This is a genomic window from Polynucleobacter necessarius (assembly GCF_900096755.1).
Taxonomy (GTDB): domain Bacteria; phylum Pseudomonadota; class Gammaproteobacteria; order Burkholderiales; family Burkholderiaceae; genus Polynucleobacter; species Polynucleobacter necessarius_K.
The window spans coordinates 110,703-137,199 of sequence record NZ_LT615227.1; the positions used below are offsets into that span (position 1 = coordinate 110,703).

Annotated in this window: 23 protein-coding genes, 1 tRNA gene and 4 pseudogenes; 16 read left to right on the plus strand and 12 right to left on the minus strand. The window is 47.2% G+C overall.

Annotated features, from left to right (window positions below):
- Positions 1-114 precede the first annotated feature (114 nt).
- From DXE27_RS08895 to DXE27_RS00595, 6 genes are read right to left on the minus strand one after another with little or no spacing between them, the layout of a single operon-like run.
- The gene (locus tag DXE27_RS08895) at positions 115-264 is read right to left on the minus strand and encodes a type 2 periplasmic-binding domain-containing protein (protein ID WP_172457089.1); all 150 of its coding nucleotides are present in this window, start codon (positions 262-264) and stop codon (positions 115-117) included.
- On the minus strand, positions 248-613 hold the full coding sequence (locus tag DXE27_RS00575; RefSeq protein ID WP_128112498.1) for a LysR substrate-binding domain-containing protein: 366 nt from the start codon (positions 611-613) through the stop codon (positions 248-250). Before DXE27_RS00575 ends, DXE27_RS08895 begins: the two co-directional genes overlap by 17 nt.
- Positions 613-930, minus strand: a complete 318-nt coding sequence (locus DXE27_RS00580; RefSeq protein ID WP_128112499.1) for a LysR family transcriptional regulator — start codon at positions 928-930, stop codon at positions 613-615. The genes DXE27_RS00575 and DXE27_RS00580 overlap by 1 nt, the downstream gene beginning before the upstream one ends.
- Positions 931-935: 5 nt before the next feature.
- Positions 936-1,727 (minus strand): prolipoprotein diacylglyceryl transferase, encoded by a 792-nt coding sequence (gene lgt / locus DXE27_RS00585; RefSeq protein WP_128112500.1) that lies wholly within the window; start codon positions 1,725-1,727, stop codon positions 936-938.
- A gap of 6 nt (positions 1,728-1,733) precedes the next feature.
- Positions 1,734-2,198: a DNA polymerase III subunit chi gene (locus DXE27_RS00590; RefSeq protein ID WP_128112501.1), complete on the minus strand. Its 465-nt coding sequence runs from the start codon at positions 2,196-2,198 to the stop codon at positions 1,734-1,736.
- A gap of 24 nt (positions 2,199-2,222) precedes the next feature.
- Positions 2,223-3,833, minus strand: coding sequence for a leucyl aminopeptidase (locus DXE27_RS00595; RefSeq protein ID WP_128112502.1), 1,611 nt, complete (start codon positions 3,831-3,833; stop codon positions 2,223-2,225).
- 149 nt (positions 3,834-3,982) lie between these two features.
- Here DXE27_RS00595 and lptF point away from each other — a divergent pair, with 149 nt between their 5' ends.
- The 3 genes from lptF (at position 3,983) to DXE27_RS00610 (ending at position 7,253) form a co-directional block, all read left to right on the plus strand.
- Positions 3,983-5,098, plus strand: coding sequence for an LPS export ABC transporter permease LptF (gene lptF / locus DXE27_RS00600; RefSeq protein WP_128112503.1), 1,116 nt, complete (start codon positions 3,983-3,985; stop codon positions 5,096-5,098).
- Positions 5,095-6,249, plus strand: a complete 1,155-nt coding sequence (lptG, locus tag DXE27_RS00605; RefSeq protein WP_128112504.1) for an LPS export ABC transporter permease LptG — start codon at positions 5,095-5,097, stop codon at positions 6,247-6,249. Before lptF ends, lptG begins: the two co-directional genes overlap by 4 nt.
- A 62-nt stretch (positions 6,250-6,311) precedes the next feature.
- The gene (locus tag DXE27_RS00610; RefSeq protein ID WP_128112505.1) at positions 6,312-7,253 is read left to right on the plus strand and encodes a CysB family HTH-type transcriptional regulator; all 942 of its coding nucleotides are present in this window, start codon (positions 6,312-6,314) and stop codon (positions 7,251-7,253) included.
- A gap of 38 nt (positions 7,254-7,291) precedes the next feature.
- Here DXE27_RS00610 and DXE27_RS00615 read toward each other — a convergent pair.
- Positions 7,292-7,376 (minus strand) — tRNA-Leu (locus DXE27_RS00615).
- Positions 7,377-7,520: 144 nt separating this feature from the next.
- Here DXE27_RS00615 and DXE27_RS00620 point away from each other — a divergent pair.
- The 9 genes and pseudogenes from DXE27_RS00620 to DXE27_RS00660 form a co-directional block, all read left to right on the plus strand.
- Positions 7,521-8,240, plus strand: a complete 720-nt coding sequence (locus tag DXE27_RS00620) for a YebC/PmpR family DNA-binding transcriptional regulator (RefSeq protein ID WP_128112506.1) — start codon at positions 7,521-7,523, stop codon at positions 8,238-8,240.
- A gap of 40 nt (positions 8,241-8,280) precedes the next feature.
- The gene (purD, locus tag DXE27_RS00625) at positions 8,281-9,558 is read left to right on the plus strand and encodes a phosphoribosylamine--glycine ligase (RefSeq protein WP_128112507.1); all 1,278 of its coding nucleotides are present in this window, start codon (positions 8,281-8,283) and stop codon (positions 9,556-9,558) included.
- Between the two features lie 41 nt (positions 9,559-9,599).
- Positions 9,600-10,511, plus strand: a complete 912-nt coding sequence (gene hemF, locus DXE27_RS00630) for an oxygen-dependent coproporphyrinogen oxidase (protein WP_128113666.1) — start codon at positions 9,600-9,602, stop codon at positions 10,509-10,511.
- Positions 10,508-11,197 (plus strand): nicotinate-nucleotide adenylyltransferase, encoded by a 690-nt coding sequence (locus tag DXE27_RS00635; protein WP_128112508.1) that lies wholly within the window; start codon positions 10,508-10,510, stop codon positions 11,195-11,197. Before hemF ends, DXE27_RS00635 begins: the two co-directional genes overlap by 4 nt.
- A gap of 47 nt (positions 11,198-11,244) precedes the next feature.
- Positions 11,245-11,634: pseudogene (gene rsfS, locus DXE27_RS00640) on the plus strand (ribosome silencing factor); the annotation flags it as partial.
- Positions 11,635-11,656: 22 nt separating this feature from the next.
- Positions 11,657-12,100, plus strand: a complete 444-nt coding sequence (gene rlmH, locus DXE27_RS00645; protein ID WP_128112510.1) for a 23S rRNA (pseudouridine(1915)-N(3))-methyltransferase RlmH — start codon at positions 11,657-11,659, stop codon at positions 12,098-12,100.
- On the plus strand, positions 12,093-12,710 hold the full coding sequence (locus DXE27_RS00650; protein WP_128112511.1) for a Maf family protein: 618 nt from the start codon (positions 12,093-12,095) through the stop codon (positions 12,708-12,710). Before rlmH ends, DXE27_RS00650 begins: the two co-directional genes overlap by 8 nt.
- A gap of 5 nt (positions 12,711-12,715) precedes the next feature.
- Complete coding sequence (gene rng / locus DXE27_RS00655) at positions 12,716-14,170, plus strand: ribonuclease G (RefSeq protein WP_128113667.1); 1,455 nt, start codon at positions 12,716-12,718, stop codon at positions 14,168-14,170.
- 78 nt (positions 14,171-14,248) lie between these two features.
- Positions 14,249-14,419, plus strand: a pseudogene (locus DXE27_RS00660) (Rne/Rng family ribonuclease); the annotation flags it as partial.
- A gap of 14 nt (positions 14,420-14,433) precedes the next feature.
- On the opposite strand, the gene msbA reads toward DXE27_RS00660, so the two are convergent.
- The gene (msbA, locus tag DXE27_RS00665; protein ID WP_128112512.1) at positions 14,434-16,197 is read right to left on the minus strand and encodes a lipid A export permease/ATP-binding protein MsbA; all 1,764 of its coding nucleotides are present in this window, start codon (positions 16,195-16,197) and stop codon (positions 14,434-14,436) included.
- A gap of 10 nt (positions 16,198-16,207) precedes the next feature.
- Here msbA and DXE27_RS00670 point away from each other — a divergent pair, with 10 nt between their 5' ends.
- From DXE27_RS00670 to DXE27_RS00680, 3 genes are read left to right on the plus strand one after another with little or no spacing between them, the layout of a single operon-like run.
- Positions 16,208-16,969, plus strand: a complete 762-nt coding sequence (locus tag DXE27_RS00670; RefSeq protein WP_128112513.1) for a glycosyltransferase family 2 protein — start codon at positions 16,208-16,210, stop codon at positions 16,967-16,969.
- On the plus strand, positions 16,939-17,745 hold the full coding sequence (locus DXE27_RS00675) for a glycosyltransferase family 2 protein (RefSeq protein ID WP_231969581.1): 807 nt from the start codon (positions 16,939-16,941) through the stop codon (positions 17,743-17,745). The genes DXE27_RS00670 and DXE27_RS00675 overlap by 31 nt, the downstream gene beginning before the upstream one ends.
- 19 nt (positions 17,746-17,764) lie before the next feature.
- Positions 17,765-18,922 (plus strand): glycosyltransferase family 9 protein, encoded by a 1,158-nt coding sequence (locus DXE27_RS00680; protein ID WP_128112515.1) that lies wholly within the window; start codon positions 17,765-17,767, stop codon positions 18,920-18,922.
- A 28-nt stretch (positions 18,923-18,950) separates the two neighbouring features.
- Here the strand turns inward: DXE27_RS00680 and dnaE are convergent, their stop codons facing one another.
- Complete coding sequence (gene dnaE, locus DXE27_RS00685; RefSeq protein WP_128112516.1) at positions 18,951-22,568, minus strand: DNA polymerase III subunit alpha; 3,618 nt, start codon at positions 22,566-22,568, stop codon at positions 18,951-18,953.
- Between the two features lie 3 nt (positions 22,569-22,571).
- Here dnaE and gluQRS point away from each other — a divergent pair.
- A pseudogene (gene gluQRS, locus DXE27_RS00690) lies at positions 22,572-23,529 on the plus strand (tRNA glutamyl-Q(34) synthetase GluQRS).
- Here gluQRS and DXE27_RS00695 read toward each other — a convergent pair.
- From DXE27_RS00695 to DXE27_RS00705, 3 genes and pseudogenes are all read right to left on the minus strand, one after another.
- Positions 23,516-24,973: a DEAD/DEAH box helicase gene (locus DXE27_RS00695; RefSeq protein WP_128112517.1), complete on the minus strand. Its 1,458-nt coding sequence runs from the start codon at positions 24,971-24,973 to the stop codon at positions 23,516-23,518. The pseudogene gluQRS and the gene DXE27_RS00695 sit on opposite strands and share 14 nt — an antisense overlap.
- A gap of 6 nt (positions 24,974-24,979) precedes the next feature.
- The gene (locus DXE27_RS00700) at positions 24,980-25,384 is read right to left on the minus strand and encodes a GlcG/HbpS family heme-binding protein (RefSeq protein ID WP_172457090.1); all 405 of its coding nucleotides are present in this window, start codon (positions 25,382-25,384) and stop codon (positions 24,980-24,982) included.
- A gap of 239 nt (positions 25,385-25,623) precedes the next feature.
- Positions 25,624-26,450: pseudogene (locus DXE27_RS00705) on the minus strand (pyridoxal-phosphate-dependent aminotransferase family protein); the annotation flags it as partial.
- Between the last annotated feature and the right edge of the window lie 47 nt (positions 26,451-26,497).

Consider the following 26,497-nt stretch of genomic DNA (forward strand, 5'->3'; position numbering starts at 1 on the left):
AAAGAAATCGTCAAAAAACGGATCGATTCAATGTATTACTCAGAACATGCGAAATCAATTAAGTGAATAATCATTAACCTAAAGTTAAATAATGCTGCAAATTGTAAGGGTTTATCAGGTGTTATTGCGATGCAGCATGCGGGCTTCAGCCGCCAAAGCCAATATGTTGGGATTTGGTTCATTAGCCCGAAGGTACATTAAGGCGATGTTTTGAACGACCTGATATTTCCTGGCCAATGGCGTAAATTCAATTGCACCCCCCATAAGCGCCTTCACCCTGCCCGGCAATAGCGTCATCCCCATATCGCTGGAAACCATATTCATGAGGGGAAAAAATATCGCCTACCTTCATGACAACATTAGGGGAGAGTCCCGCTAGCTTAAAGGCTTCATAAAAACCAGAGGTTGTTGCAAAACCATCTTGTAGGGTTAAGAACTTTTCATTTTGATATTCAGACAAATCAATTTCGGCTTGCTTGGGCTTTTTGTTCTTGGATGATGCAAAGTACAGCTCGTCTTCAAATAAACGAATGACCTGAATACCCTCCGGTAGGCCACTAGCAGGCACTGCAATCACAACCGCGTCAACGGCGCCTTCTGAGAGCTTCTTCATTAAGTCTTCATTGAACCCAAGCGAATTTGACCTGCTTCTACGCCAGCCTTTGATCTCGTTTTTTTGAGAATGCGATCTACATCGCCAAGCAGGTCCACGCTGGCTTCTGCCAAATACAGGGCTGCAGGAAGCGGCTTGAGCTGTCGACCCTCCTTAATGAATAAAGGACATGCAATCGCCGCCTCTAAAGAATGAAGTGCCTTATGGATACTGACAGAGCTTAAGCGTAACTCATCAGCAGTCTTTGAAAGAGAGCCTGTTCTGACAAAGGAACAGAGTATTTCTAACTTACGTAAGGTGACTTCTTCGTTTTGCATGTGTATTACTTGCTCGCCTTAGCCTCATATGCGGTCATCAAATAAATACCAAACAACATCATGGGTACACAGAGCCACTGCCCCATAGATAAGCCAGGACCCAAGAGCCCCAGAAAAGAATCTGGTTCCCGCGCATATTCAGCTAAAAAGCGGCATGCGCCATACCCCAATAAAAAGAATCCCGAGATTTGACCTATGCGACGCGGCTTGCTGGCATAGATCCACAAGACAACTCCAAGCAGAATGCCTTCACCCAACAATTGATAAATCTGTGATGGGTGACGTGGAATCGAATCCACCATCGGAAATACCATCGCCCAAGGAAGATCGGTTGGCCTACCCCATAACTCTCCATTAATAAAATTTCCTAAACGGCCAAAGGCCAATCCAAAAGGAACTAAAGGGGCAACTAAATCACTTACAACAAAAAAGGTGGTTTTGCGTTTTTTAGCAAACCAATACAAGGCCGCAAGCACACCCAAAAGTCCTCCATGAAAGGACATACCGCCCTCCCATATTTTGAAAATATCGAAAGGATGGGAAAGGTAATAGCCGGGCATATAAAACATGGTGTAACCCAGGCGTCCACCAAGAACCACTCCCAAAACGCCTGCGAATAAGAGGTCTTCAAGATCTTTATAGGTCCACCCCATTAGTTGGTAGCGAGGCATCTGAAGACGTAAGCGTCCGAGCAAGAGGAACTGCGCAAAAGCCATCAGATACATCAAGCCATACCAATGAATGGCGAAGGACCCTATGCGAATAGCTGCAGGATCAAACTGAGGATGAATCAACATGAGGTATTAGCTTTTGGACTGGTCGAAGTTATGTAATTCATGACCTAATTCGCGATATGCCTTGTATCGATCGCGCCCCGCCAATCGCTCGGCTTCGTTAACGGTGACTACCTCAACGATTCTAGGAAAGCGCGCAACCAACGCAGGCACATCAGCGGGCATGCGCATCCCCAGGTGAATCATGACATCAGCATGAGGGATATTGCTTAGCGCAGGAGACGCAAAATCATCTGTTAGAACAATCGGCGTTTCTGCAGCAGCTTCATCTTCAATAAAGCAGTGCGGCAAAAAATCGGTGCCGCTAAATGACCAAAGCAACTGATCTAACTTTTGAAGGTCGGCCTTCTCTCCCACCATCACAATCTGGCGAACTGGCTGCCCTTCTGGAGTGGCCCTCCAAATCTTGCGAGTTAATCGACAAGCGTATTCCAACTTATCGCTGACATTGCTATGAAAATCTATGCGTGCCATAAGCTAACCATCAATCCTATTGACTTACTTTTCTTCAAGCAAGAAATTGACAAGCAAAGGAACTGGGCGACCAGTTGAGCCTTTAGCCGCACCACTCTTCCAGGCCGTACCAGCAATATCCAAATGCGCCCATTTGTATTTCTCTGTAAAGCGCGAAAGGAAGCATGCTGCTGTAACGCTACCCGCTGGACGACCGCCGATATTGGCTACATCAGCAAAATTAGATTTGAGCTGCTCATGGTAGGCAGCATCTAACGGCAAACGCCAAACCGTATCTAAAGAAGTTTGGCCAGCCTTTGTTAAAGCAGAAACCAATCCCTCGTCTTCAGAAAATAAACCACTATGTACGTGACCCAAAGCAATAATGCAGGCGCCAGTGAGGGTGGCAATATCAATTACGGCCTTTGGCTTGAAGCGCTCTACATAAGTCAGCGCATCGCACAAAATGAGACGCCCCTCAGCATCTGTATTCAAGATCTCAATCGTTTGTCCCGACATACTTTTCACAATATCGCCAGGACGAGTGGCCTGACCAGACGGCATGTTCTCGCAGGTAGGAATAACGCCAATTACATTTTTCTTTAACTTCATCAAACCAATGGAGTACATAGTGCCAATCACAGACGCAGCACCGCACATGTCGTACTTCATCTCATCCATAGCCTCACCAGGCTTCAATGAAATGCCGCCGGTATCGAAAGTAATGCCCTTGCCTGCCAAGACAATTGGTGCATCCCCTGTTTTTCCACCCTGGTGACGCATCACAATAAATTGTGGTGGCGTATCAGAGCCTTTCGCAACAGATAAAAATGAGCCCATACCCAAAGCTTCTATTTGCTTACGTCCAAGCACCTCGACCTTGAGGCCGGCTTTTTTACTTAAGGCCTGCGCCGACTTGCCTAGATAAGTTGGCGTGCAAACATTAGGCGGGAGATTACCGAGGTCTTTTGCAAGATTCATACCCTCCACCATTGCAATACCCTGATCAACAGCCGCCTTCAACTCTTTGGCGCATTCATCATTGCCAGCGAAGATTAAATGTCTAAAGGTATCAGCCTTGTCTTTTGCTTTGAACTTCATCGCCGGCTGACGTACACCAAAGCGATATGACTGATCACCTGCATACTGAATAGTTAAACGCACTTCTTCAGCAATAAATTCAGATTGGTGACCCAAGGCAAAACTAGGGGTGAACCACAAAGCATTTTCAATCGATGCGCCACTAAGGGCTTTCAACGCAGCACGTACAATCTTGGAATAGGTGGTCAGACTGCGTTCACTTGCGAGGTGAACATCACCTAAACTTAATAACAAAATACGCTTTGCCTTAACGCCGCTTGCCGCCCAAGATTTTTCACTTCGCAGCATGCAGATAGAGGCTTGCTGAACGTCCAAGTCACCCACCACATTGGCGTGCGTTACTGAGCCGCCCAATAGTGCGTCCAGCTCAACCAAAAAACCTGACTTGGCTTTGGCGCCCTTCACCCCAATAAAACTGTCCAAATCCGTTTTGGAATAAGCCAGCACCACACAGTCAGCGCTATTCGCCAATAGGGTTTTAAGGCTCGATTTAAGCTGTTTTACGCTTCTTAGGTCGGCTTGAGGGAAAATCTTGGTACTAAATTGAATTGTCATAATCTATTACGGTATTTTGTGTCGATTCAAGGGGGTAAAAGGATGTTTATCCATTATCCTCCGAGATGAGAATAAGCTCCCTTACATGCACCAATATAAGCCATTTACGCCCCACCAATAACCGTATCCATATAGCCAAATAAGCGTCCATGATTTTTAAACAAGCCCTGCGCCGAGAACTCAGTTTTACGACTGGTGGCGTATTTTTGGTCTTGGTCACCATCATGGTCACAACCCTGGTGATTCGCATCTTGGGGTATGCCGCAAACGGCGCTGTAAACCCTGAAGATGCCATTGTTTTAATTGCCCTTGCCACACTAGGCTACTTAGCGGTTCTGCTTACAGTATCACTATTTGTCGCCACGCTGATTGTTCTAGTTCGCTGGTACAAAGATTCAGAGATGATTGTTTGGTTTGCTAGTGGACTGAGCATCAGCAATCTAATTAAACCGATCTTGCAGTTTGCCACCCCACTCATCATTGTGATTGCTTTACTAGCGCTCTTTGTATGGCCGCGGGCTAATCGTGAGTCAACCCTCATTAGTCAACGCTTCCAACAACGCGATGACGTATCCATGGTGAGTGCTGGGCAATTTAAAGAATCAGCAAAGGCTGAGCGCGTCTTTTTTATTGAGGAGTTGGATGTCGATAAAAGCGAAGTGAAGAATATTTTTGTGGCTGATTCAAAGAATGGCCGCTTAAGCATTGCTGTAGCATCTACCGGCTTTATTCAGAACTCGTCAGGCGGAGAAAAATCCATTGTTCTTAATAATGGGCGACGCTATGAGGGGCAACCCACACAGCCCGATTTTCGGATTTTGGAGTTCAATGAATACACCACCAAAATTCAGGGTAAGAATGCGATAGCGCCGCCGCCACGCGATCGTGAAAAAACTGTCTTTGAGTTATTTAACAATTCGGACCCACTCATCGTCAACGCCAACCTGGCGGAGTTGCTATGGCGCATCGGCCTCCCAATCATGGCGCTCGGGCTAGTACTAATCGCAATTCCACTAGCTTATGTCAACCCACGGCTTGGCAACTACACGGCGATGTTCTATGCAGTATTGATTTATTTAATCTATAGCAACCTACTGAACTTGACACAAAACTTTGTATCGCAAGGAAAAGTAGGATTCTTCGTAGGCATTTGGCCAATCCATCTGCTGGCATTTCTCATGGCGACGATACTTATTCGTAACCGCATTAATCCTTCTGTGAAATGGTGGCGTCGTCAGCTTCCAGCATCTTTCGGTCAAAAATGAAATTCCTGTTCCCATTCATTTATGAGCGGTATTTAGCAAAGCAAATTTATCCAGCATTCGGCTTTATTTTGTTTGCACTGGTAGCCCTATTTTTATTCTTCGATATTTTGAGCGAGCTCGGATCCGTACAAGGTCAATACACCCTGCCGCTTGCTCTCTTGCATGTGCTATTGAAGGCACCGAGCCGCATCTCTGAAATTATTCCCATTGCTGGTCTCATTGGCAGTATTTATGTTTTTGCCATGCTCGCTAGTCAATCCGAATTTACGATTTTGCGTATTGCTGGCCTCGACATCAAACGCGGCCTGATTACACTCACCAAAATTTCACTTCCACTAGTGGTCCTCGCACTCATCATGAGTGAATGGGTGGGCCCCTATACGGAAGCGAAGTCTGACCAAATTCGGATGAAAGCACTAGGCTCCTCCTACGCCTCTCAATTTAGAACGGGCGTATGGGTTAAGGACCGTTTGCGCGATGCAGATGGTAGCGGCCCCGTACGCCCAGGCGTTCGGTATGTCAACGTCGGAAAAATTGATAAAGATAATGAAATTAGCAATATTCGAATGTACGAGTTTGATGACTCCTATCATCTCCTATCCATTCGAAGCGCCATCTCTGGTTATTTCGATGAAACTGGCATTTGGGTATTAAACGATGTCACAGAAACCCGCCTCAAAGAAACCAAGCAGACCGATCCACTAAACCCAGTTTTTTCTGCGCAAACATTTAATCACCCTATTCTGACTTTGGAATCTGAGGTGACGCCGCAGATCTTGAGTGCCTTGCTAATTAGTCCAGAAAAGATGTCTATTGTGAGTCTGGGTCGCTTCATATCCCACCTGCGCGACAACAAACAAGACGTGCAACGCCACGCGATTGCTTTTTGGAAAAAGGTGGTTTATCCGTTTACGATTTTTGTGATGCTCGCTTTAGCGCTCCCTTTTGCTTATATGAAAGTGCGCGCTGGGGGTGTGGGCCTCAAAGTGTTTGGCGGGATTATGCTCGGTATGAGTTTTCAGTTATTTAACTCGCTCTTTTCTAACGTGGGTCTACTTGGCTCATGGCCGGCGCTCTTAACGGCCCTGACGCCTCCCTTGGTGTACTTCCTCTTTGCCTTGGTTGCACTGCGCAGGGTTTCTAAGGCCTAATACCTAAAATTCATTTAGAATTTGATTCCTATATCTTTGTAGATATATAGATAGGAATCCTTATGAATCTTCATCAATTCCGCTTTGTGCGCGAAGCCGTTCGACAGAACTTCAATTTAACGACCGCTGCTAAGGCGCTTTTTACCTCCCAGCCAGGAGTATCTAAAGCCATCATTGAACTCGAGGACGAACTTGGTGTAGAAATCTTTCGCCGCCACGGTAAGCGTATTCGCTCCCTAACAGAGCCAGGCAAACGGATTTTGAGTTCGATTGAGCACATCCTCGATGAAGTAGAAACGCTCAAAAGAGTCGGTAAGGATTTTGCCAGTCAAGATCAAGGTAGCTTTGTGATCGCCACCACGCATACACAAGCACGCTATGCACTTCCCAAAGTATTAACCGAATTTACCAAGCGCTTTCCAAAAGTGAAGGTGAGTATTCAGCAAGGTAGTCCCGGTCAAATTGCAGAATTACTGACGCATGATCGCGCAGATATCGCCATCGCTACAGAAGGCATTGCCAACATGCCAGGCGTACTGGCGCTACCAGGGTATCAGTGGCAGCACGTACTGATGGTTCCTCTAAGTCACCCCCTTCTAAACCAAGCAACACTTACGCTTGAGGATATTGCTAAATACCCAATCATCACTTACGACAAGGCATTTGCAGGTCGCAGCAAAATCAACACTGCCTTTGCTCAAAGAAATATTTCACCAGATATTATTTTGGAAGCTATTGATGCTGACGTAATTAAAACGTATGTAGAAACAGGAATGGGTATTGGCATTGTTGCGGGGCACGCTTACGATCCAGATCGAGATCGCAACCTCAAAGTAATTCCTGCGGGCCATTTGTTTGGCAATAACGTAACGCATCTTGGTGTTAAACAAGGGGCCTATCTACGCTCTTTTGTATATACCTTTATTGAACTGTTCTCACCAACGCTCACTAAGAAAATTGTTGAGCAGGCGATGTCGAACGAATCGGATACTTACGAAATCTAGTTTTTTGGAGCTTCTCAAAGACAGAACCGTCATTTGAGTGGTGCCTCGGGGCGGACTCGAACCGCCACGCCTTGCGGCACCGGATTTTGAGTCCGGCACGTCTACCAATTCCATCACCGAGGCAGGTGTTTGCAGTGGAAATTCTGCTTACTTTGTTACTACTAAGAGGTGAGAGTGTAACAAAAAATGGCGGACTACTGCCTCACTTGGGCCCAGAACCCCTTAAAGTGAGGTCTTGTAGCCAAATTATTAAAAGGACTTACCCGTATGGCCGGCCATTCGAAATGGGCCAATATTCAGCACCGCAAAGGTCGTCAAGACGAAAAACGCGGCAAGATTTGGACCAAACTCATTAAAGAAATCACCGTTGCAGCCAAATTAGGCGGTGGCGACCTCACAGCTAACCCACGTTTACGCCTGGCAATCGATAAGGCTAAAGATGCCAATATGCCTAACGACAACGTGCAAAGAGCGATTCAACGCGGCACTGGCTCGCTTGAGGGTGTGAACTACGAAGAGATTCGTTATGAAGGTTATGGCATGAATGGTGCTGCCATCATTGTTGATTGCTTAACTGATAATCGCACCCGTACCGTTGCCGAAGTGCGTCACGCCTTTAATAAAAATGGCGGCAATATGGGAACCGAGGGATCAGTTGCGTTCCTCTTCAAGCATTGCGGACAAATGTTATTTGCATCAGGCACCAACGAAGATCAACTGATGGAAGTTGCTTTGGATGCTGGGGCAGAAGACGTCATCACCCATGATGACGGCTCACTTGAAGTTCTAACGCCAGTGCCCGACTTTTCTAAGGTACAGGATGCAATCACTAGCGCTGGCCTGAAGGCTGAATTAGCAACGGTTGCCATGCGCCCTGAAACAGAAATTGCACTCGAAGGCGAACAAGCTGAAAGTATGCAAAAACTATTAGATGCTCTTGAGAATCTGGATGACGTTCAAGAAGTATTCACGAACGCATCTTTGTAAGTCTACTTATTACTACACCTAACTACTAAACATAGCTGCTATGAAAATTCTTTTAATCGGATCTGGTGGACGCGAACACGCTCTCGCCTGGAAATTGGCGCAATCTCCACAAGTGCAAACCGTATACGTAGCACCAGGCAATGGTGGCACCGCTACCGCAAAGCAAATGGCTGCGGGGATTGAAAACCTTCCGATCACCGGCTTGCAAGAGCTTGCTGACTTTGTTAAACGCGAAAAGATTCATCTCACAGTTGTTGGCCCAGAAGCTCCGCTAGCCGCTGGCATTGTTGATGTATTTCGCAATAATGGCTTGCGTATTTTTGGCCCAACTCAATTGGCTGCTCAATTAGAGTCTTCGAAAGATTTCTCCAAAGCTTTTATGAAGCGTCACGGCATCCCCACGGCTGACTACCAAACTTTTTCAAATGCTTTAGAGGCGCATGCATATATCGACACCAAAGGCGCTCCGATTGTGATTAAGGCGGATGGCTTGGCTGCAGGCAAGGGTGTAGTAGTAGCCATGAGCTTAGAAGAAGCACACGCTGCGGTTGACATGATGTTGGCAGATAACAAATTAGGCAACGCTGGGGCTCGAGTCGTTATCGAAGAATTTCTTACTGGCGAAGAAGCAAGCTTCATTGTTTTGGTTGATGGCAAACATGTTCTTGCCTTGGCAACTAGCCAAGATCACAAACGCTTGCTCGATGCCGATCAAGGACCAAACACTGGTGGCATGGGCGCATACTCCCCTGCTCCAGTGGTTACTCCAGAAATTCATGCGCGCGCTTTACGTGAAGTCATCATGCCAACTGTCAAAGGCATGGAAGCAGATGGCATTCCATACACAGGATTCTTATACGCGGGCCTGATGATTTCGCCCGATGGAAAAATAAAAACCCTGGAATTTAACTGCCGCATGGGAGACCCAGAAACGCAGCCGATTATGGCCCGCTTACGTAGCGATCTCGTGAACGCCCTAGACCATGCCGTTGATGGCACCCTCAATGAAGTTGAGTTGGAGTGGGATCGTCGCACCGCCTTAGGCGTAGTCCTTGCTGCACACAACTATCCCGATACCCCACGCGCAGGTGATGTCATTACCGGCATTCCAGCAGACACCGAAGATCAAATTACCTTCCATGCTGGCACCAAACTACAAGATGGCAAGGTAGTAACTTCGGGCGGACGCGTGATGTGCGTTGTTGGTCTTGCAGACACCGTACGTGGCGCACAACAAAAAGCATACGATGCCATTAATAAAATTCAATTTGATGGCATGCAATACCGCAAAGATATTGGTTACCGCGCAATCAAATAACATTTAAAGCTAGAAATTCCTTGTCAGACCAGCACACCCAAATTGATATTGCAGCCCTAAAAGATTATTTTTTGGGTTTACAGAATCGCATCACCAGCGCCATGAGCACACTGGATGGAAAAGCTTTTGTTGCTGATGAATGGCATAAACCCGAAGACAGTAAATTAAAAGGTTATGGGCGCACGTGCATTTTGGATGGCGGCAATATTCTAGAAAAAGGTGGTGTAGGCTTTTCTCATGTGCGCGGCGATCAAATGCCGCCCTCTGCCTCACATCATCGCCCTGAAGTCGCTGGTCGTAGCTTTGAGGCTATGGGAGTTTCGCTGGTGTTTCACCCCAATAACCCTAAAGTACCAACCACCCATATGAACGTGCGTTGCTTTATTGCGCAAGCACCTGACAAAGAGCCGGTGTGGTGGTTTGGTGGTGGCTTTGACCTCACTCCATATTACGGTGTAGATGAAGATTGCAGGCATTTCCATCAAACCGCTAAAGACGCTTTAGATCCATTTGGCGAAGAACTCTATCCACGCTTTAAAAAGTGGTGTGACGAGTACTTTTATTTAAAACATCGCGAAGAGCCTCGTGGCATTGGCGGTGTTTTCTTTGACGACTTCAACGAACTTGGATTTGAGAAAAGCTTTGCGATGACACGTGCAGTTGGTGACGCATTTATTGATGCTTATCTCCCCATTGTTGAGCGTCGCTACAAAGACGCATTTACGCCCGAAGAAAAATCTTTCCAAGAATATCGTCGCGGTCGCTATGTTGAATACAACCTCATCTTTGACCGAGGCACTATTTTTGGATTGCACTCTGGTGGTCGCACTGAATCCATTTTGATGTCCATGCCGCCTGTAGTTCAATGGTGGTACAACTGGCAACCAAAGCCTGGCACGCCTGAAGCTAAGCTATATGACTATTACTTAAAGCCCCGCGATTGGTTAGCTTGAGCAAAGTAAATAAAATCGGCATTCTGGGAGGAACGTTTGACCCTCCGCATGTGGGTCACCTCAGATTAGCCACGCATTTTGCTAAAGCTTTGCATTTAGATGCGGTTCTATTGATTCCGAGTGGTGAGCCTTGGCAAAAAGGCACTGGCATCACGCCTGCTGAAACTCGCCTGCAACTCACGGAAGCTGCTGGCATTGATTTAGCACGTGCATTCTTATATCTCAAGATTTCGGCACAGGTTGGCGTAGACCGCATAGAGGTTGATCGCGCCGGCCCCAGTTATGCAATTGATACCGTTAAGGCTTTGCGCGAACGCTTTGGAGAAAATGCCGGCCTGACTTGGTTAATGGGAGCAGATTCTCTCGTTGCCCTTCCAAGCTGGAACTCATGGGAAAAACTCAGTCAATATGTCAATTTTGCGGTTGCTACTAGACCGCATTACGATTTAAGCCAAGAAATCAGCCCTGGGGTAGAGCGGTTCTTAAAAGATCATCTAACAAAAGATATCGCCGCCCTTGAAAAAAGCGCTGCTGGCCTCATATATATCGATGAAAGCCTCAATATCGATCTATCCTCTACTGAATTACGAGATCGCCTCAAATCTAGCTCTCGGAGTGCTATTGCAGCCGAGCAAATCCCAACCCATACCCTTGAAATCATTACAAATCTGGGCTTGTATCAGTAATCAAGCTAAGATCACCCTAAACATTAGAAAAATATTGCAGAGAAACCATGGATTTACGTAAATTACAACGCGTCATTATTGATGCCCTTGAAGATGTTAAAGCGCAAGATATTCGCGTTTATGACACCACCAAACTGAGCGAACTGTTTGATCGCGTCATCATTGCCACTGGCTCCAGTAACCGCCAAACCCGTTCTTTAGCGATGTCCGTTAAAGAAGAGGTGAATACCAAAGGTGGTGAGGTGATTTCTGTCGAAGGCCTAGAAACCGGCGAATGGGTTTTGGTAGATTGCGGCGATATTGTTGTGCATATTCTGCAGCCGATGCTGCGCTCTTATTACCAGCTTGAAGGTATGTGGGGTGCTAAACCAGTGCGCGTGAAGCTGGCTGGTAGCAAGGGCTTAGTTAAAGCTAGCGAATCTGAGGACGACGACGAATAATTTTTCGTTGTAGGCATCAATGCGCTTAACCATTGTTTCTGTTGGTCACAAGATGCCAGACTGGGTTGCCACTGCAACCCAGGATTACATTAAGCGTATGCCTGCAGACTGCAGTATCGATATCAAAGAAATTAAGCCCGACCTTACGCCCGCTAAAGAAGCTATCAAAATTGCTGCGGCTATTCCGAAGGGCTCCAGAATTATTGCCCTGGACGAACGTGGCAAAGATCAAACCACTCAAAACTTAGCAACCCAGCTGGCTAATTGGCGCCAAGAAGGTTTTGATATCACCTTCCTCATTGGCGGGGCTGATGGCTTAGATACTAGCCTCAAAACGAATGCACAGGCGATGTGGAGACTATCCAGCCTCACGCTGCCACATGCGATGGCCAGGGTCTTATTGGTAGAACAACTCTATCGAGCCTGGACCATCTTGCAAGGACACCCCTACCATCGTGAGTAATCCATTTATTTACCTCGCCTCACAAAGTCCGCGTCGCCAAGATCTCTTAAAGCAAATTGGCATCCACTTTGAAATGCTGCTACCCGATGCAGATGAAGATAGCGAAGGCATTGAAACGCCCCTCCTCCATGAAAGAGCACGCGCATATGTGGAGCGTGTTACTTTGGCCAAGAGTGCTGCAGCCTTAGCGCGCTGGAAAAAAAGAAACCTTCCTTGGGCGCCTATTTTGTGTGCCGATACTACTGTGAGCCTTCCTAATAGCGCAGAGGGAGAAATTCTGGGGAAGCCAGCCGATGCGGCTGATGCGGCGCGTATTTTGACGATGCTGAGTGGCAAGATTCATGAAGTGCTTACGTCCGTAGCTATTACGGCAAGCCCTAACGAAAAACCTACACACATCACCCAAATTTCTGAGGTGCAGTTTGCCCAACTATCCCCTAAGGAAATTGAGGTCTATATCGCTAGTGGCGAGCCTTTTGGTAAAGCTGGTGCTTATGGTATTCAAGGGCTAGGTGGCGCACTCATACCCTCGATCCGAGGAAGTTATAGCGGTATCATGGGTTTACCTGTTTACGAAACAGCCCTACTTCTAGAGCGCGCCCGAGTCTGATGCATATGAATGAAGAAATTCTGATCAATATCACCCCCCAAGAAACACGGGTAGCCTTAATTCAGCAAGGTGCAGTGCAAGAGCTGCAAATTGAACGCACACGTCAACGAGGAATCGTTGGCAACATCTATTTAGCAAAAGTAGTACGAGTATTACCGGGCATGCAATCAGCATTCGTGGAAATTGGGTTAGAGCGCACTGCATTTATGCATGTGGCAGACATCACCCAAAATAATCCTCAAGCGCAAATCGAGAAATTACTCTTTGAAGGCCAAACGATTTTGGTCCAAGTCTTAAAAGATCCACTTGGCACCAAAGGTGCGCGCCTCACAACCCAATTAAGTATTGCTGGTCGTAATTTGGTTTACCTGCCGCCTGCAGGCAGCGATCCTGCAACCGAAAAATATATTGGCGTCTCCCAAAGAATTGATCAGCCCGAAGAACGAGCGGCGATCAAAGCTCGCTTAGCCAGCCTCATGGCTACCGATGAAAAAGGTGGAATCATTGTGCGCACCAGCGCCCAAGATGCAAGCGACAGTGAATTTCAGCACGATATGCACTATCTGCGCACCACTTGGGAAAACATACGTGAAGCAATGAAGGTGAAGGCCGCCCCCAACCTCCTCTACCAGGATCTGAGTCTAGCGGAACGGGTATTGCGTGATGTGGCTGGTGAAGATACAACCCAAATTCAGGTGGACTCGGCCGAAAACTTTGAAAAACTCAAAACATTTACCAATTTGTATATGCCCAATCTATTGGGCAAGTTATCACTACATCGCGGTGAACGAACACTATTTGATGTCGATGCCGAAATCAACAAGGCATTAGGCCGTCGTGTAGAACTGAAATCAGGTGGCTACCTCATGATTGATCAGACTGAGTCGATGACCACGATTGACGTAAATACTGGCAGCTATGTAGGCGCACGCAATCTCGATGACACCGTATTCAAAACCAACCTAGAAGCTGCGCAAGCCATTGCGCACCAACTGCGCTTACGCAATCTAGGCGGCATCATCATCATTGACTTCATTGATATGGTCAGCAAAGACCATCAAGAGTCTGTCTTGCACGAACTCAAGCGCAATTTAGACCGCGATCATGCACGCACTTCGGTGAGTGATTTTTCTGCATTGGGTTTGGTGGAGATGGCCCGCAAGCGCACCCGTGAATCCTTAGTCCACATCACATGTGAACCTTGCGCAACCTGCATGGGCAAAGGTGAGGTGAAAACCGCCCAAACGGTTTGCTATGAAATCCTACGTGAGATTGTGCGAGAGCGCCGTCAATTTAATCCACRAGAATTTAGGATCGTGGCCTCACCAGATGTCATTGACCTATTTTTAGAAGAAGAAAGTCAGTTCTTGGCACAGCTTGGTGATTTCATTGCCAAGCCAATCAAACTCCAGGCAGAAGGCACCTTCCGCCAAGAGCAATACGACATCGTTCTTAGTTAAAATCTGAGCTAGTTTTAGGCATTCGCAAACTGAATGCGATGCAGGTTGGCATAAAGACCATCTTGCTTAATCAAANGTCAATTTAATCCACRAGAATTTAGGATCGTGGCCTCACCAGATGTCATTGACCTATTTTTAGAAGAAGAAAGTCAGTTCTTGGCACAGCTTGGTGATTTCATTGCCAAGCCAATCAAACTCCAGGCAGAAGGCACCTTCCGCCAAGAGCAATACGACATCGTTCTTAGTTAAAATCTGAGCTAGTTTTAGGCATTCGCAAACTGAATGCGATGCAGGTTGGCATAAAGACCATCTTGCTTAATCAAATCAGCATGCGATCCATTTTCAATTACTTGGCCATGCTCCAACACGACAATACGATCTGCGTGCTCGATTGTAGATAAGCGATGTGCAATGATTAAAGTTGTTCTACCCGCCATTAAGCGCTCTAAAGCATCTTGCACCTGACGCTCTGACTCAGAATCTAATGCGGATGTCGCCTCATCCAAAATCAAGATTGGCGCGTTCTTGTAGATTGCGCGTGCAATTGCTAAACGCTGGCGCTGCCCGCCAGACAAACGATTGCCGTTATCGCCAACCATTGAATCAATGCCATCAGGCAACTCTTTAATCATGGCAGTCAGATTGGCGGCTTCAAGGGCCTCCATCACACGCCCACGATCAATCTCTTGCTGAGCACTAGCTCCATAGGCTACGTTTGCTGCAATCGTGTCGTTAAACAGAATCACATCCTGGCTGACAAAGGCGATCTGTTTTCTGATGTCGGCTAAAACAATATTTTCTAGAGGAACGTCATCTAAGAAAATATGGCCTTTCGTAGGTTTTAAGAAACGTGGCAACAAATTCACTAAGGTAGATTTGCCACCGCCAGAAGGCCCAACAAAAGCGACGACTTCACCAGGCTTGATTATCAGATTGATATCCTTTAAGGCATCCTGTCGCCCCACTTCTTGCTCGTACGAGAATCCAACATTCTCAAAACGAATGGCTCCTTTTGCTTTGTCCAAGGACTTCATAGAGAGCCGTCTATCCTCATCTTCTTCAAACGGTTGATCCATTAATCCAAAAATCATTTCAGCAGCAGTAAGACCCCGTTGTAAAGGCTGATTAATATCAGCGAGATGCTTTAAAGGTGAAATCACCAACATCATTGCAGTAATGAAGGATGCAAAACCACCAACCGTAGTGCCCTCAGTGGCAGACTGCATCAAGGCGATAACCAAAACCACCGATAAGGCCATAGAGGCTATCAACTGAGTAATAGGCTGATTCAGGCCGCCAGCCACAGCAGACTTCAATGCAAACTGGCGTAAGCGCTCAGCTTTTTCAGCAAAGCGATTCATCTCATACTGCTCAGCACCATGCACCTTAACAATCTTGTAGCCAGCAGCAGCTTCTTCAACGATGTATGCCAAATCACTAGTGAGTGTTTGTTGTTCACGATTAAGGGACCTGAGGCGACGATTGATCTTGCTCATAATGAACGCAATCATCGGGAAAATAATGAGCACTACTAAAGTCAATCTCCAATTGAGATAAATCAAGTAGCCCATCAAGCCGATGACTGTGAGGGAATCCCTCACCAGGCTGATGAGCATTCCACCCATAATGGTCAATACATTATTAACCTCAAACACCACTGCATTAATCAAATTAGAGGCGGAGTTTTTTTGAAAAAAAGCGGTGCTTGCATTTAGCAACGTTTGGAACATTTGCTCGCGTAGCTTGAGAAGCACTGAGTTAATGACACGAGTCAGTAAGTAGTTAGAGAGAAACTGAGCCAGGCTACGGACTACCGCCAAACCAACCAAGAAGACTGGCACCTGCCAGAGCTTGCTATTGAGTTGCCCAGTAAATCCCCGGTCCAACAAAGGCTTCATCAGAGCCGGAATTGAGGTCTCCGCAACTGCCACAAAGGCCATGGCCACCAAAGAGCCAATAATGAGGCCAATATGGGGCTTAAGATAGGTAATTAAGCGATTTAAGGCGGTACGGTCTTGAGCATTCATATAATGAATTATGCCCGCCTTATCAGTCATACTCATCACCCGCAATGAAGAGGCCAATCTGGAAGCCTGTCTGGCCTCTCTGGAGGGGATTGCCCAGCAGATCGTGGTCGTTGATACCAATAGCTCAGACCGCACCCTAGAAATCGCTAAAAGCCATGGGGCCCAGGTCTCCCAGCCGGCTGACTGGCCAGGTTTTGGCCCCCAGAAAAACAGGGCTTTGGACCTGGCAACGGGTGACTGGGTTTTATCGATAGACGCCGATGAGCGCCTCACTCCAGCCCTCAGGTCCGAGATTCTGACTGCCATTCACCATAGCGCCCATGTGGATTGCTTTGCTATCCCTCGCCTATCTTGGTATTGCGGACGCTTTATTCGTCATTCAGGTTGGCACCCCGATTATGTAGATCGTCTTTTTAAAAGAGGGACCGCCCGCTTTTCTGATGATTTGGTACATGAGCGGCTCATACCTAATGGCCAAGTGGCAAAACTTGAAAACCCCTTGTTGCACTACAGCTTCATGAATTACTCGCAGGTATTGCAAAAACTAGATCGCTATTCGACTGCTTCCGCACAGCAGGCATTCGCCAAAGGCAAAACTAGCTCTCCTTTGAAGGCAGTACTTCATGGTGCCTGGGCTTTTTTCCGGACGTATATCTTGCGCGCCGGCTTCTTAGATGGTCCTCAGGGATTTGCATTGGCGGTATCCAACGGCCAAGGAACTTACTATCGCTACATTAAGCTGTGGCAACTGAATCAGGATGCAGGCAAATGATTTCGATTTTGTTGGCGACCTATAACTGGCCGCAAGCACTGAAGCTTTGCCTAGAATCACTTGCCACACAAACTGATCAGCAGTTTGAGATCATCATCGCTGACGATGGATCTACAGACAGCACCAAGCGGGTGATTGAGTCATTTAAGGAGTCGCACTCTATTTCCATTACCCACCTGTGGCAAGAAGATCAGGGCTTTCGGAAAACGAAGATTTTGAACGAAGCCATCGCAGCAGCACACGGTAGCTATCTCATTTTTTTGGATGGTGATTGCATTGTGCAGCCAGACTTTATTGCAAACCACCGAGCTCTCGCCCAAAAGAATTATTTGATTACCGGTAGTCGCATCTTGCTCAATGAAACACTCACCAAAGAATTACTTTCTTGGTCCACATGGGATTTTGCGCGCTTTTGCTCGAACCTCATAGGCAAGCGTTTGAACGGTGGAATTAATAAATACTGGCCGCTCAAAATCAAACTAGGCAATGGCTCATGGCGTGATTACAAAAAATTTGTCTGGCGCCGCATTAAAGGTTGCAATATGGCCTGCTGGAAAGCCGATGCTGAAAGCATTAATGGATTCGATGAAAGCATGACCGGCTGGGGTCATGAAGACGCTGATTTTGTATTTCGTTTACAGCGTCACCACATCCAACGCAAATCAGGCTCTTGGTCAACCGAAGTACTGCATCTCTTTCATAAAATCCACGATCGGAGCAATGCCGCCGAAAATGCCCGTCGCGTGCGCGAAAAGATTCTAACTAAAGCCATCTAAACAATTGAACACATCCAATATGAGTTCTCATTCCACGCTCAAGCCAAAAAAAGTATTGTTTATTGCTACTCGGCAAATTGGCGATGTGCTGATTACCACCCCACTCATTAGCAAAGCCAGAGAGCTTTGGCCGGATGCCGAGTTTCATTTTCTAGGCTACCGCGGCAAGGTTGATATGTTGCACGGCAACCCAGATATCAGCGAAATCATCGAAACATCAGATCGTCCCAGCTTTGGTGAATATCTCTCACTCTTTAACCGCTTGTTTCAACGTTATGACTTAGCTGTTGTGACACAACCTAGTGATCGCGCATACATCTATGGCTTGGTGGCCGCCTTTAGAAGGGTTGGCGTGTTGGGTGGGCACCCTCAGGGCAAGGATGCCAAAGATAAGAGCAAAAGAAATAAGAGCGATAAGCAAAATGTCTGGAAGAAATTTATCTGCATGCATACCGTAGATGTCGATTACTTTAAACAACACGTCATCACTGAAAAACTGCGATTGCTAGAGAATTTCTTTAGAAGCCCTGCGGAACTATTTAGCAAACCCATCTCCGTCACACCGCCTGCTGGTGAGCCCCTAACCCCACAAATAACCAACGCACTGAATCAACCTTATGTAGTGATTCATCCGGGGCCATTAACCGCCTATAAACGCTGGCCTTTAGCGCATTGGCAACAACTCATTGCCTGGTTAGTTAAGGCTGGTTACCAAGTTGTATTGAGCGCATCTCCAGCAAAACAAGATGTGCAATTAAATCACGATATCGTTTCTTTGCTAGACGATGAAACGCGCAACAAAGTTATTGATGCTGCCGGAAAACTATCTATCCCGCAGGTAGGCACTCTATTGCGCAGTGCGGCGCTGTATATCGGTGTAGATACCTCCATTACCCATTTGGCAGCGGCTTGCAATACGCCGACCATTACCTTGTTTGGGGCAACTCCGCCAACGAATTTTGGCCCATGGCCTAATGGCTTTGTGGGCGAACAACCCTATCAATTGCGGGCTCGCACTCAAACCGTAGGTAACGTCACGATTCTGCAAGGCCCAGGCGAATGTGTACCCTGTCGCAAGGCAGGCTGCCTTGATAAAGCGGATAGTAATAGTGAATGCTTGGATCTCTTAGAGTCAAGCCAAGTGATTGCTGCAGTTGAAAAGGTTTTGCAGGACTAATTGCTGGCGCTAAATTTGCCGCACTAATTTAGTGGTACTGAACCTGTACAGGATCTTTTTGTTTGGAAGCCAGAATCTGATTAAGGCTTTGTAAGCAAGCGTCATCTGGATAGATGCGCAACTCTTCGGGGAACTGCATTAAGCAAGCACCCCCACTGGTAGTCACGGCGGCAGTAAGCAGCAAGCCTTTGACACCCTCATTAGAACCCGGTGTTGGTGGGGTTGGAGCACCGAATTTCGGGTCACGCACACGATTAGCCATCAAATACGGGCCTATTTGGCTGCGGAGCATTTTCAAATCAATGGCTGAATCAATGCATACGTGAACGTTACGTGCAAAACGCATACGAGCCCCCGTTATATCCATCACGGCCTCGGATACAACTCGCATACCACCAGAGAATTTATCGGGCGTAACGTTTACTTTAGCAACGAGTAATTCATCCTCTTTCAGCCATGAGCGATTTGGCTCATAAACTTCACTATATAAAGTGACTTCGAGTGCAGCAGTCCCATCGTCGATGGTGGCAATCATCATGCGGCCACGCTGACCAGTCAACATACGCGCCGAGGTAATAATGCCGGTAATCAACTGATCTTTACCTTCAGTTACTTTTGATAATGGCTGACGAATAAAGTGTGATGTCTCTTCACGATAAGCATCAAACATATGCCCCGTTAAGCAAAGACCTAAAGCGGTCTTTTCTTCTTGCAGACGTTTCTTCTCAGACCAGATTGGCTCACGGACCAATTCTGGGAGATGGCGATTTTCTTCGCCAGCTACATCAAATAAGCTCACTTGATGAATCGAGGCTTCCGCTTGTTCTGCAGCCTCAATCGCTCTAGCCAATGAGGCGAGCAATGTAGAGCGAATGTCGTATAAATTCCCACCGGCTGGCACTGAGTCACGGTAAAGGCTATCAAAAGCGCCAGCGCGCATCAAGGCCTCAATAGCGCGACGATTGACTTGACGGCGATCTACGCGGGCACAGAAATCAAACAGGTCTTTAAAGGGCCCACCCTCTTCACGCGCTTTAACGATGACCTCAATTGCAGCCTCCCCCGTTCCCCTAACCGCGCCCAAACCATAGCGAACATGGCTAATAGGAGAATCAGGTGCAGCATCCGGTGCGCGCAATGGTGTGAACTCATACACGCCCGTGTTGATATCAGGCGAGAAAACACGAATATTATTTGTCAAGCAATCGTCATACAGAATCTTCACCTTATCGGTGTCATCCATGGCGAGCGATAAGTTGGCCGCCATAAATTCTGCAGGGTAATAGGCCTTCAACCAGGCGGTTTGATACGCCAAGAGTGCATAAGCAGCAGCATGGGATTTATTAAATCCGTAGCCCGCAAAGCGCTCCATCAAGTCATAAATCTCGTTTGCCTTGCCTTCAGAGATGCCGCCTGCTTTTGCACCATCACTAAAGATCTTGCGATGCTGCGCCATTTCTTCTGGTTTTTTCTTACCCATCGCACGACGCAACATATCGGCGCCACCTAATGAGTAGCCACCAATCATCTGCGCCATCTGCATCACCTGCTCTTGATACACCATGATGCCGTAGGTCTCACGTAGAATTGGCTCAATACGAGGGTCTGGATACTTAACTTTTTGACGCCCATGTTTACGCTCAATAAAGTCTGGGATCAAGTCCATTGGACCTGGGCGATACAAAGCCACCAAGGCAATAATGTCTTCAAAGCGGTCAGGCTTAGCCTCACGAAGCATGCCCTGCATGCCGCGGCTTTCTAGCTGGAATACTGCGACTGTATTGGCACGCTTTAGAACATCAAAGGCTTTTTCATCATCCAGTGGGATTTCGCCGATATTCCAATCTCTACGATCAGCATGCAAAGCTTTAATCCAACGCTCTGCTGCAGCCAAAATCGTTAAGGTGGTCAAGCCCAAGAAGTCGAACTTCACTAAACCAATCGCTTCGACGTCGTCCTTATCGAACTGACTAATGACAGAGCTACTGTCTTGATCTTTACTTTCCTGCGTGTAGAGCGGGCAAAAATCTGTGAGGCGTCCTGGCGCAATCAATACGCCACCAGCGTGCATACCGACGTTGCGAGTCATACCCTCAAGTTGTTGCGCCAATGAAAGCAGTTGACGCACTTCATCTTCATTCTTTTCGCGTTCCGCCAATTGTTTCTCTTCTTTTTTCGCCATTTCAATGGTCATGTATTGACCTGGCTTATTCGGAACCAACTTAGCAATGCCATCGACGAAGTTATAACCCTGCTCCAGCACGCGACCAACGTCACGGATCGCCGCTCTAGCAGCCATCGTTCCAAAGGTAGCAATCTGACTTACCGCATCCTTGCCGTACTTATCTTTTACGTACTGAATCACACGGTCACGGCCGTGCTGACAAAAGTCGATATCAAAGTCGGGCATGGATACCCGCTCTGGATTTAAGAAGCGCTCAAAGAGTAAGTTGTAGCGCAATGGATCCAAATCGGTAATGCCAAGTGAATACGCTACTAAGGAGCCCGCTCCAGATCCACGGCCTGGACCAACAGGCACGCCATTGTTTTTGGCCCAGTTAATAAAGTCTGCAACGATCAAGAAGTAACCCGGGAAGCCCATTTGAGAAATCGTCTTCACCTCAAAAACCAAACGCTCTTGATAGCGCGTCATTTCTTTTTCACGCTCTTGGGGATCTGGGAAGTTGCGTTCCATATGGCGCTTCAAACCAATTTCCGATTGCTGCAATAAATAATCGTTCAACGTAATGCCAGGTGGCGTCGGAAAATCTGGCAGGCGTGGCTGACCCAAGACTAAAGAGAGGTTGCAACGCTTAGCAATTTCTACGGAGTTTTCTAATGCGGCTGGTAAATCTGCAAAGCGCTTTTCCATCTCCTCTTGGGTGAGGAAATACTGCTCATCATTAAACTTTTTGGTGCGGCGTGGGTTGCCTAACAACTCCCCTTCAGCGATACAAACCCGTGCTTCATGCGCCGTAAAGTCGCTTCTTTGCATAAATTGCACTGGGTGCGTTGCCACTACTGGTAAATCTAATTCGTTAGCGAGGTGACATGCTAGTTGTAGCTGCTTCTCATCTTGAGGATTTCCGCCACGCTGTACTTCTATGTAAAATGAATCTGGGAATAATTTTTCATAGCGTCTTGCAATAATCTTAGCTTGATCTTCTTGGCCCGCTAATAGCGCAGTGCCCACTTCACCCATGCGCGCACCAGAGAGCGCAATCAAACCATAAGATAAAGTGCGTTTAGCTACTTTGTCTTCTGCTTTAGCAGCAGGCTCACTAAACCATGCTGAATCCACTTCAGCTCGACCACGCGATTGATTATCTAAAGACGCCCTACTGAGCAGTTCGCATAAATTGAGATAGCCCGAATGGTTTTGCACCAGAAGTAATAAACGGTGAGGCTGGTCTGGGTCCTGGGGATTGCTCACCCAAACGTCAGCACCAGCGATCGGCTTAATGCCGCTGGAGCGGGCTGCAGTATAAAAACGCACCAAACCAAATAAATTACTTAAATCCGTAATGGCTAAGGCGCCCATTTCATCTTTGACGGCTGCGGCAACCGCATCATCAATGCGCACGACTCCATCCGTAATTGAAAACTCGGAATGAATGCGAAGATGTACAAAACGGGGTGAAGCCATGAGATGATTTTAGCTGTGTCCAAGCTCAAAAACCCTCCGCCCCCAGCCGACGGCTATCGCGGGCGATTTGCTCCCTCGCCCACCGGCCCGCTTCACGCAGGATCCCTCGTTGCCGCCCTGGGAAGCTGGTTAGACGCCCGTAAAAATGGGGGTAAATGGCTGCTCAGAATCGAGGATTTAGACACCCCGCGATGCGCACCTGGGGCAGCCCAAGAAATTCAGTCCCAATTGCTTTCCTGCGGCCTGTCCTGGGATGGTGAGGTCGTTTTATCAGTCACAGCGACAAGCGGACTACCAGCAGGCTTTAGAGCGCTTAAATCGGCTCTCTTGCCTATATCCCTGCACCTGCTCCAGACAAACTATTGCCAATACCCTGGCAAGCCGAGGAATTGAGACCCCCCGCAACCAAGAAGTAGTCTATCCAGGCACCTGCCGCCCCACCACCCTCATTAACAATCCCACTGAAACCCCAGGGGATTCCAAAAAAGCTTGGCGGATAGCCCTTCCCGAGAATTGCCGCATTCATTTTGAGGATTTGGCGCTCGGTACCCAAAGCCAGAATCTCAATACAGAAGTTGGGGATTTTGTTCTCAGGAGAAATGATGGGCTATTTACCTATCAACTTGCTGTGGTGGTCGATGATTTTGAACAAGGCATTACACGAGTTATACGTGGCAAAGATTTACTCAGCAATACTGCAAGGCAAATTTATCTTCAAAATAAGCTGGGTTATGCAATGCCAGAGTATTTGCATTTACCGCTGGTACTAGATGAGCATGGCGAAAAATTGAGCAAGCAAACTTTAGCAACGCAGATCAATACGAAAGATGAACAGCATGCTCTGCTTGAATTACGCAAAGCAGCCATCCATTTGGGTTTACAAGATTTGCCTGATGGGCAGAATGTCACTATTGCTGAGTGGCTACTAGCAGCCACTCATGCATGGCCTACTTTTTCTTAAAGCCGCCTAATAAAGCACCAACTGCAGGCTTGGCGGGCGTAATACCCACTTTTTTCTCTTCAGGCTTTGCTGATTGCGCTGATGCTGCAGGTGCTGAACCCGGCTCATAAGGCATATAGAAGAAGGGGCCAGACATTTTTGCCGGTGTACTGCTCGAGCTACTGGATGATGGGCGACTTTGTGAAGGTGCACCTTCAGGCAAAGGCTTCACGTCCAGCTTACGCTTCATCAACTTTTCAATATCGTCGAGCAAACGCTTCTCGCTGACATCCACCAAAGCAATCGCATTACCTTTGCTACCCGCGCGACCTGTACGGCCGATGCGGTGAATAAAGTCCTCTGCGTTATAAGGTAATTCGTAATTAATCACGCAAGGCATATCTGGAATATCCAAGCCACGCGCAGCAACGTCAGTTGCTACTAGCGCTTCGATTGCACCAGATTTGAAGGCATCTAAAGTTAAAGTGCGCTCACCCTGACTCTTATCACCATGAATCGCACCCGCTTTAATGCCATCGCGCTCAAGAGCACGGGATAATTTTGCACAACCCAAACGGCTGTTCGTAAAGATAATGCATTGGCGTGATAAACCAGCACGTGTGCGGGCTTCCAAAACTTTAACAATCGCGCGCTGCTTGTCAGCAGAAGCAACCATGTGCACAACCTGCTTTACCGTATCGGCAGCAGCGTTTTGACGTGCCACCTCTACCGTTACCGGAGTGCGCAAATAACTTTGAGCGAGCTTTTTGATTTCTGGAGAGAAAGTTGCAGAGAACAACAGAGTCTGTCTTTGCGCAGGAATCAAATTGATGATGCGTTGCAGATCGGGCAAGAAACCCATGTCGAGCATACGGTCAGCTTCGTCCAACACCAAAATCTCTACCTGAGATAAGTTGGCAACCTTAGAGCCAATGTGATCGAGTAAACGTCCTGGGGTAGCAATCAGAATCTCTACGCCATTACGCAGGATCGCAACTTGTTCTTTCATATCCACGCCGCCATACACAACCGCAGCGCGTAAATCCGTATGTTTGGAATAACTGGCAGCATTCTCAGCCACCTGCACGGCTAACTCGCGTGTAGGCGTTAAGACTAGAGCGCGGATAGGATGACGTGCCGGTGAAGCACTGTTACTAGCGTGACGCAAAATCTTTTGAATGATCGGCAATACAAAGGCGGCGGTTTTGCCTGTACCGGTTTGTGCTGCGCCCATCAAATCACTTCCCGCTAATACGTGCGGGATAGATTGAGCTTGAATTGGAGTGGGAGTGTTATATCCCTGCTCAAGAACCGCTTTTTGAATTTTCGGATCTAGGCCAAAGTCAGCAAAAGTAATTGTGACTGGAGCGGGAACGCTAGCAGCGCTAGTTTCGCTAACGGTATTGGGAGTAGCGGCATCGCCAACCCCCGGAGAAGAATTTATTTTAGTAGCAGTATTTGTCAAGGTAACTTACATGATGGCGGCAATGCCGGCCTTAGCGGTCTCAGCATCTTCCGCAGATTTAACGCCGGAAACGCCGACTGCGCCGATGGTAAACCCGTTTACCTCGATATTGACGCCACCCTCTAACATGCCTGATACGTGCGGGGCAGATAAAAAAGCATGGCGACCATTATTAATAATTTCTTCGTAAACACGAGTCTCGCGTTTACCCATTGCAGCGGTACGTGCCTTTTCTTGTGCAATATAAGCAGACAAAGGAGCGCAACCATCGCGACGAATTAAGCCCATCATGTGACCACCGTCATCACAAACAGCAATAGTCACCGCCAAATTGTTTGCGGCGGCATATTTGTTTGCTGCATCCAAAATCTTTTGAACATCAGCTTGAGTTAAGTAAGGTTTAGTAGCCAATATGTTTAATCTTTCTGTCTCGAATATGGTGTATTTGATTAACGCACTTCTATATAAGTACTTGAATTATAAGGGGTGTAGCTAGACTTACAGCTCAGCAAGCCCAACTACACCCTGTCTCCACCCAACTAATTGATTATTTGAGGTTATTTGAGAAATTCTTGGGCTGCAACTACACCGCTAGCCTTGGGTTTAAAGCCCATGGAGCCCAAGCTCATCTCAACGCCGCTTAAAGCAGCCATCATCATATCCATTGCTTCATGCAAACCGTACATGAGATTAGTACTTGGTGTTGTTGGCCAGTAACCCGTTTTATTTGACTCGAGAATTTCATCCCAAGCCCAATATGATTTATGGATTTTGTTATTTTTACTAGCTTCGATTGCGCGTGGTGACAAGGCGTTAAAACCAATGCCCGGCGGCAACATCAAGCCTTTTTGTGAGCCAAAGATCGTGACATCTGCACCCACTTGTCATGCTCATAGTCCGCTGAACCCAAGCCAGACACGCTATCCACGAGCAATAAGGCTGGATGCTTTAAGGAATCAATCGCTTTTCGAACAGCAGCAATCAATGTTTGATGTAACGCCTGTAGAGGTTTCGTTATGCACTACACAAACTGCTTTAATTTCATGTTGTGTGTCTTTGCGTAAACGCTCTTCAATCACAGAAGCATCAAAACACCCCAACGCCAACTATCTTGACCTGCCTTACCAACCACTTCCACATCTAAGCCTAGACGCTTTGCAAGCGCACGCCACAAATTTGCAAACTGGCCAGTTTCATAGAACAACACTTTGTCGCCAGGATTGAGAACGTTTACTAACGCACCTTCCCAGGCATCCCGTTCCGTCCGGATGCAGAGTAAATAATGACGGGTTGTTCGGTTTTAAAAATCTTTTTAATGCCGTCCAATACCTTCCTTCAGGCCAAACGCACCAAACTCTGGACCACGATGATCGATGGTTTGATGGCTGATCGCGCGTAATACACGTTGAGGTACCGGGCTCGGACCAGGAATATGTAAAAAATGGCGTCCTGATGCGTGGTTATCAAGTTTCAACATGCTTTGTCTCACTTTTAAAGTGTTTATAGGTAGTTATTTCTGCTGCT

Coding starts and splice junctions, on each gene's coding strand:
- DXE27_RS08895 (WP_172457089.1), bottom strand. CDS start 264: ATGGGGGGTGCAATTGAATTTACGCCATTGGCCAGGAAATATCAGGTC.
- DXE27_RS00575 (WP_128112498.1), bottom strand. CDS start 613: ATGAAGAAGCTCTCAGAAGGCGCCGTTGACGCGGTTGTGATTGCAGTG.
- DXE27_RS00580 (WP_128112499.1), bottom strand. CDS start 930: ATGCAAAACGAAGAAGTCACCTTACGTAAGTTAGAAATACTCTGTTCC.
- lgt (WP_128112500.1), bottom strand. CDS start 1,727: ATGTTGATTCATCCTCAGTTTGATCCTGCAGCTATTCGCATAGGGTCC.
- DXE27_RS00590 (WP_128112501.1), bottom strand. CDS start 2,198: ATGGCACGCATAGATTTTCATAGCAATGTCAGCGATAAGTTGGAATAC.
- DXE27_RS00595 (WP_128112502.1), bottom strand. CDS start 3,833: ATGACAATTCAATTTAGTACCAAGATTTTCCCTCAAGCCGACCTAAGA.
- lptF (WP_128112503.1), top strand. CDS start 3,983: ATGATTTTTAAACAAGCCCTGCGCCGAGAACTCAGTTTTACGACTGGT.
- lptG (WP_128112504.1), top strand. CDS start 5,095: ATGAAATTCCTGTTCCCATTCATTTATGAGCGGTATTTAGCAAAGCAA.
- DXE27_RS00610 (WP_128112505.1), top strand. CDS start 6,312: ATGAATCTTCATCAATTCCGCTTTGTGCGCGAAGCCGTTCGACAGAAC.
- DXE27_RS00620 (WP_128112506.1), top strand. CDS start 7,521: ATGGCCGGCCATTCGAAATGGGCCAATATTCAGCACCGCAAAGGTCGT.
- purD (WP_128112507.1), top strand. CDS start 8,281: ATGAAAATTCTTTTAATCGGATCTGGTGGACGCGAACACGCTCTCGCC.
- rlmH (WP_128112510.1), top strand. CDS start 11,657: ATGCGCTTAACCATTGTTTCTGTTGGTCACAAGATGCCAGACTGGGTT.
- msbA (WP_128112512.1), bottom strand. CDS start 16,197: ATGAATGCTCAAGACCGTACCGCCTTAAATCGCTTAATTACCTATCTT.
- DXE27_RS00670 (WP_128112513.1), top strand. CDS start 16,208: ATGCCCGCCTTATCAGTCATACTCATCACCCGCAATGAAGAGGCCAAT.
- DXE27_RS00680 (WP_128112515.1), top strand. CDS start 17,765: ATGAGTTCTCATTCCACGCTCAAGCCAAAAAAAGTATTGTTTATTGCT.
- dnaE (WP_128112516.1), bottom strand. CDS start 22,568: ATGGCTTCACCCCGTTTTGTACATCTTCGCATTCATTCCGAGTTTTCA.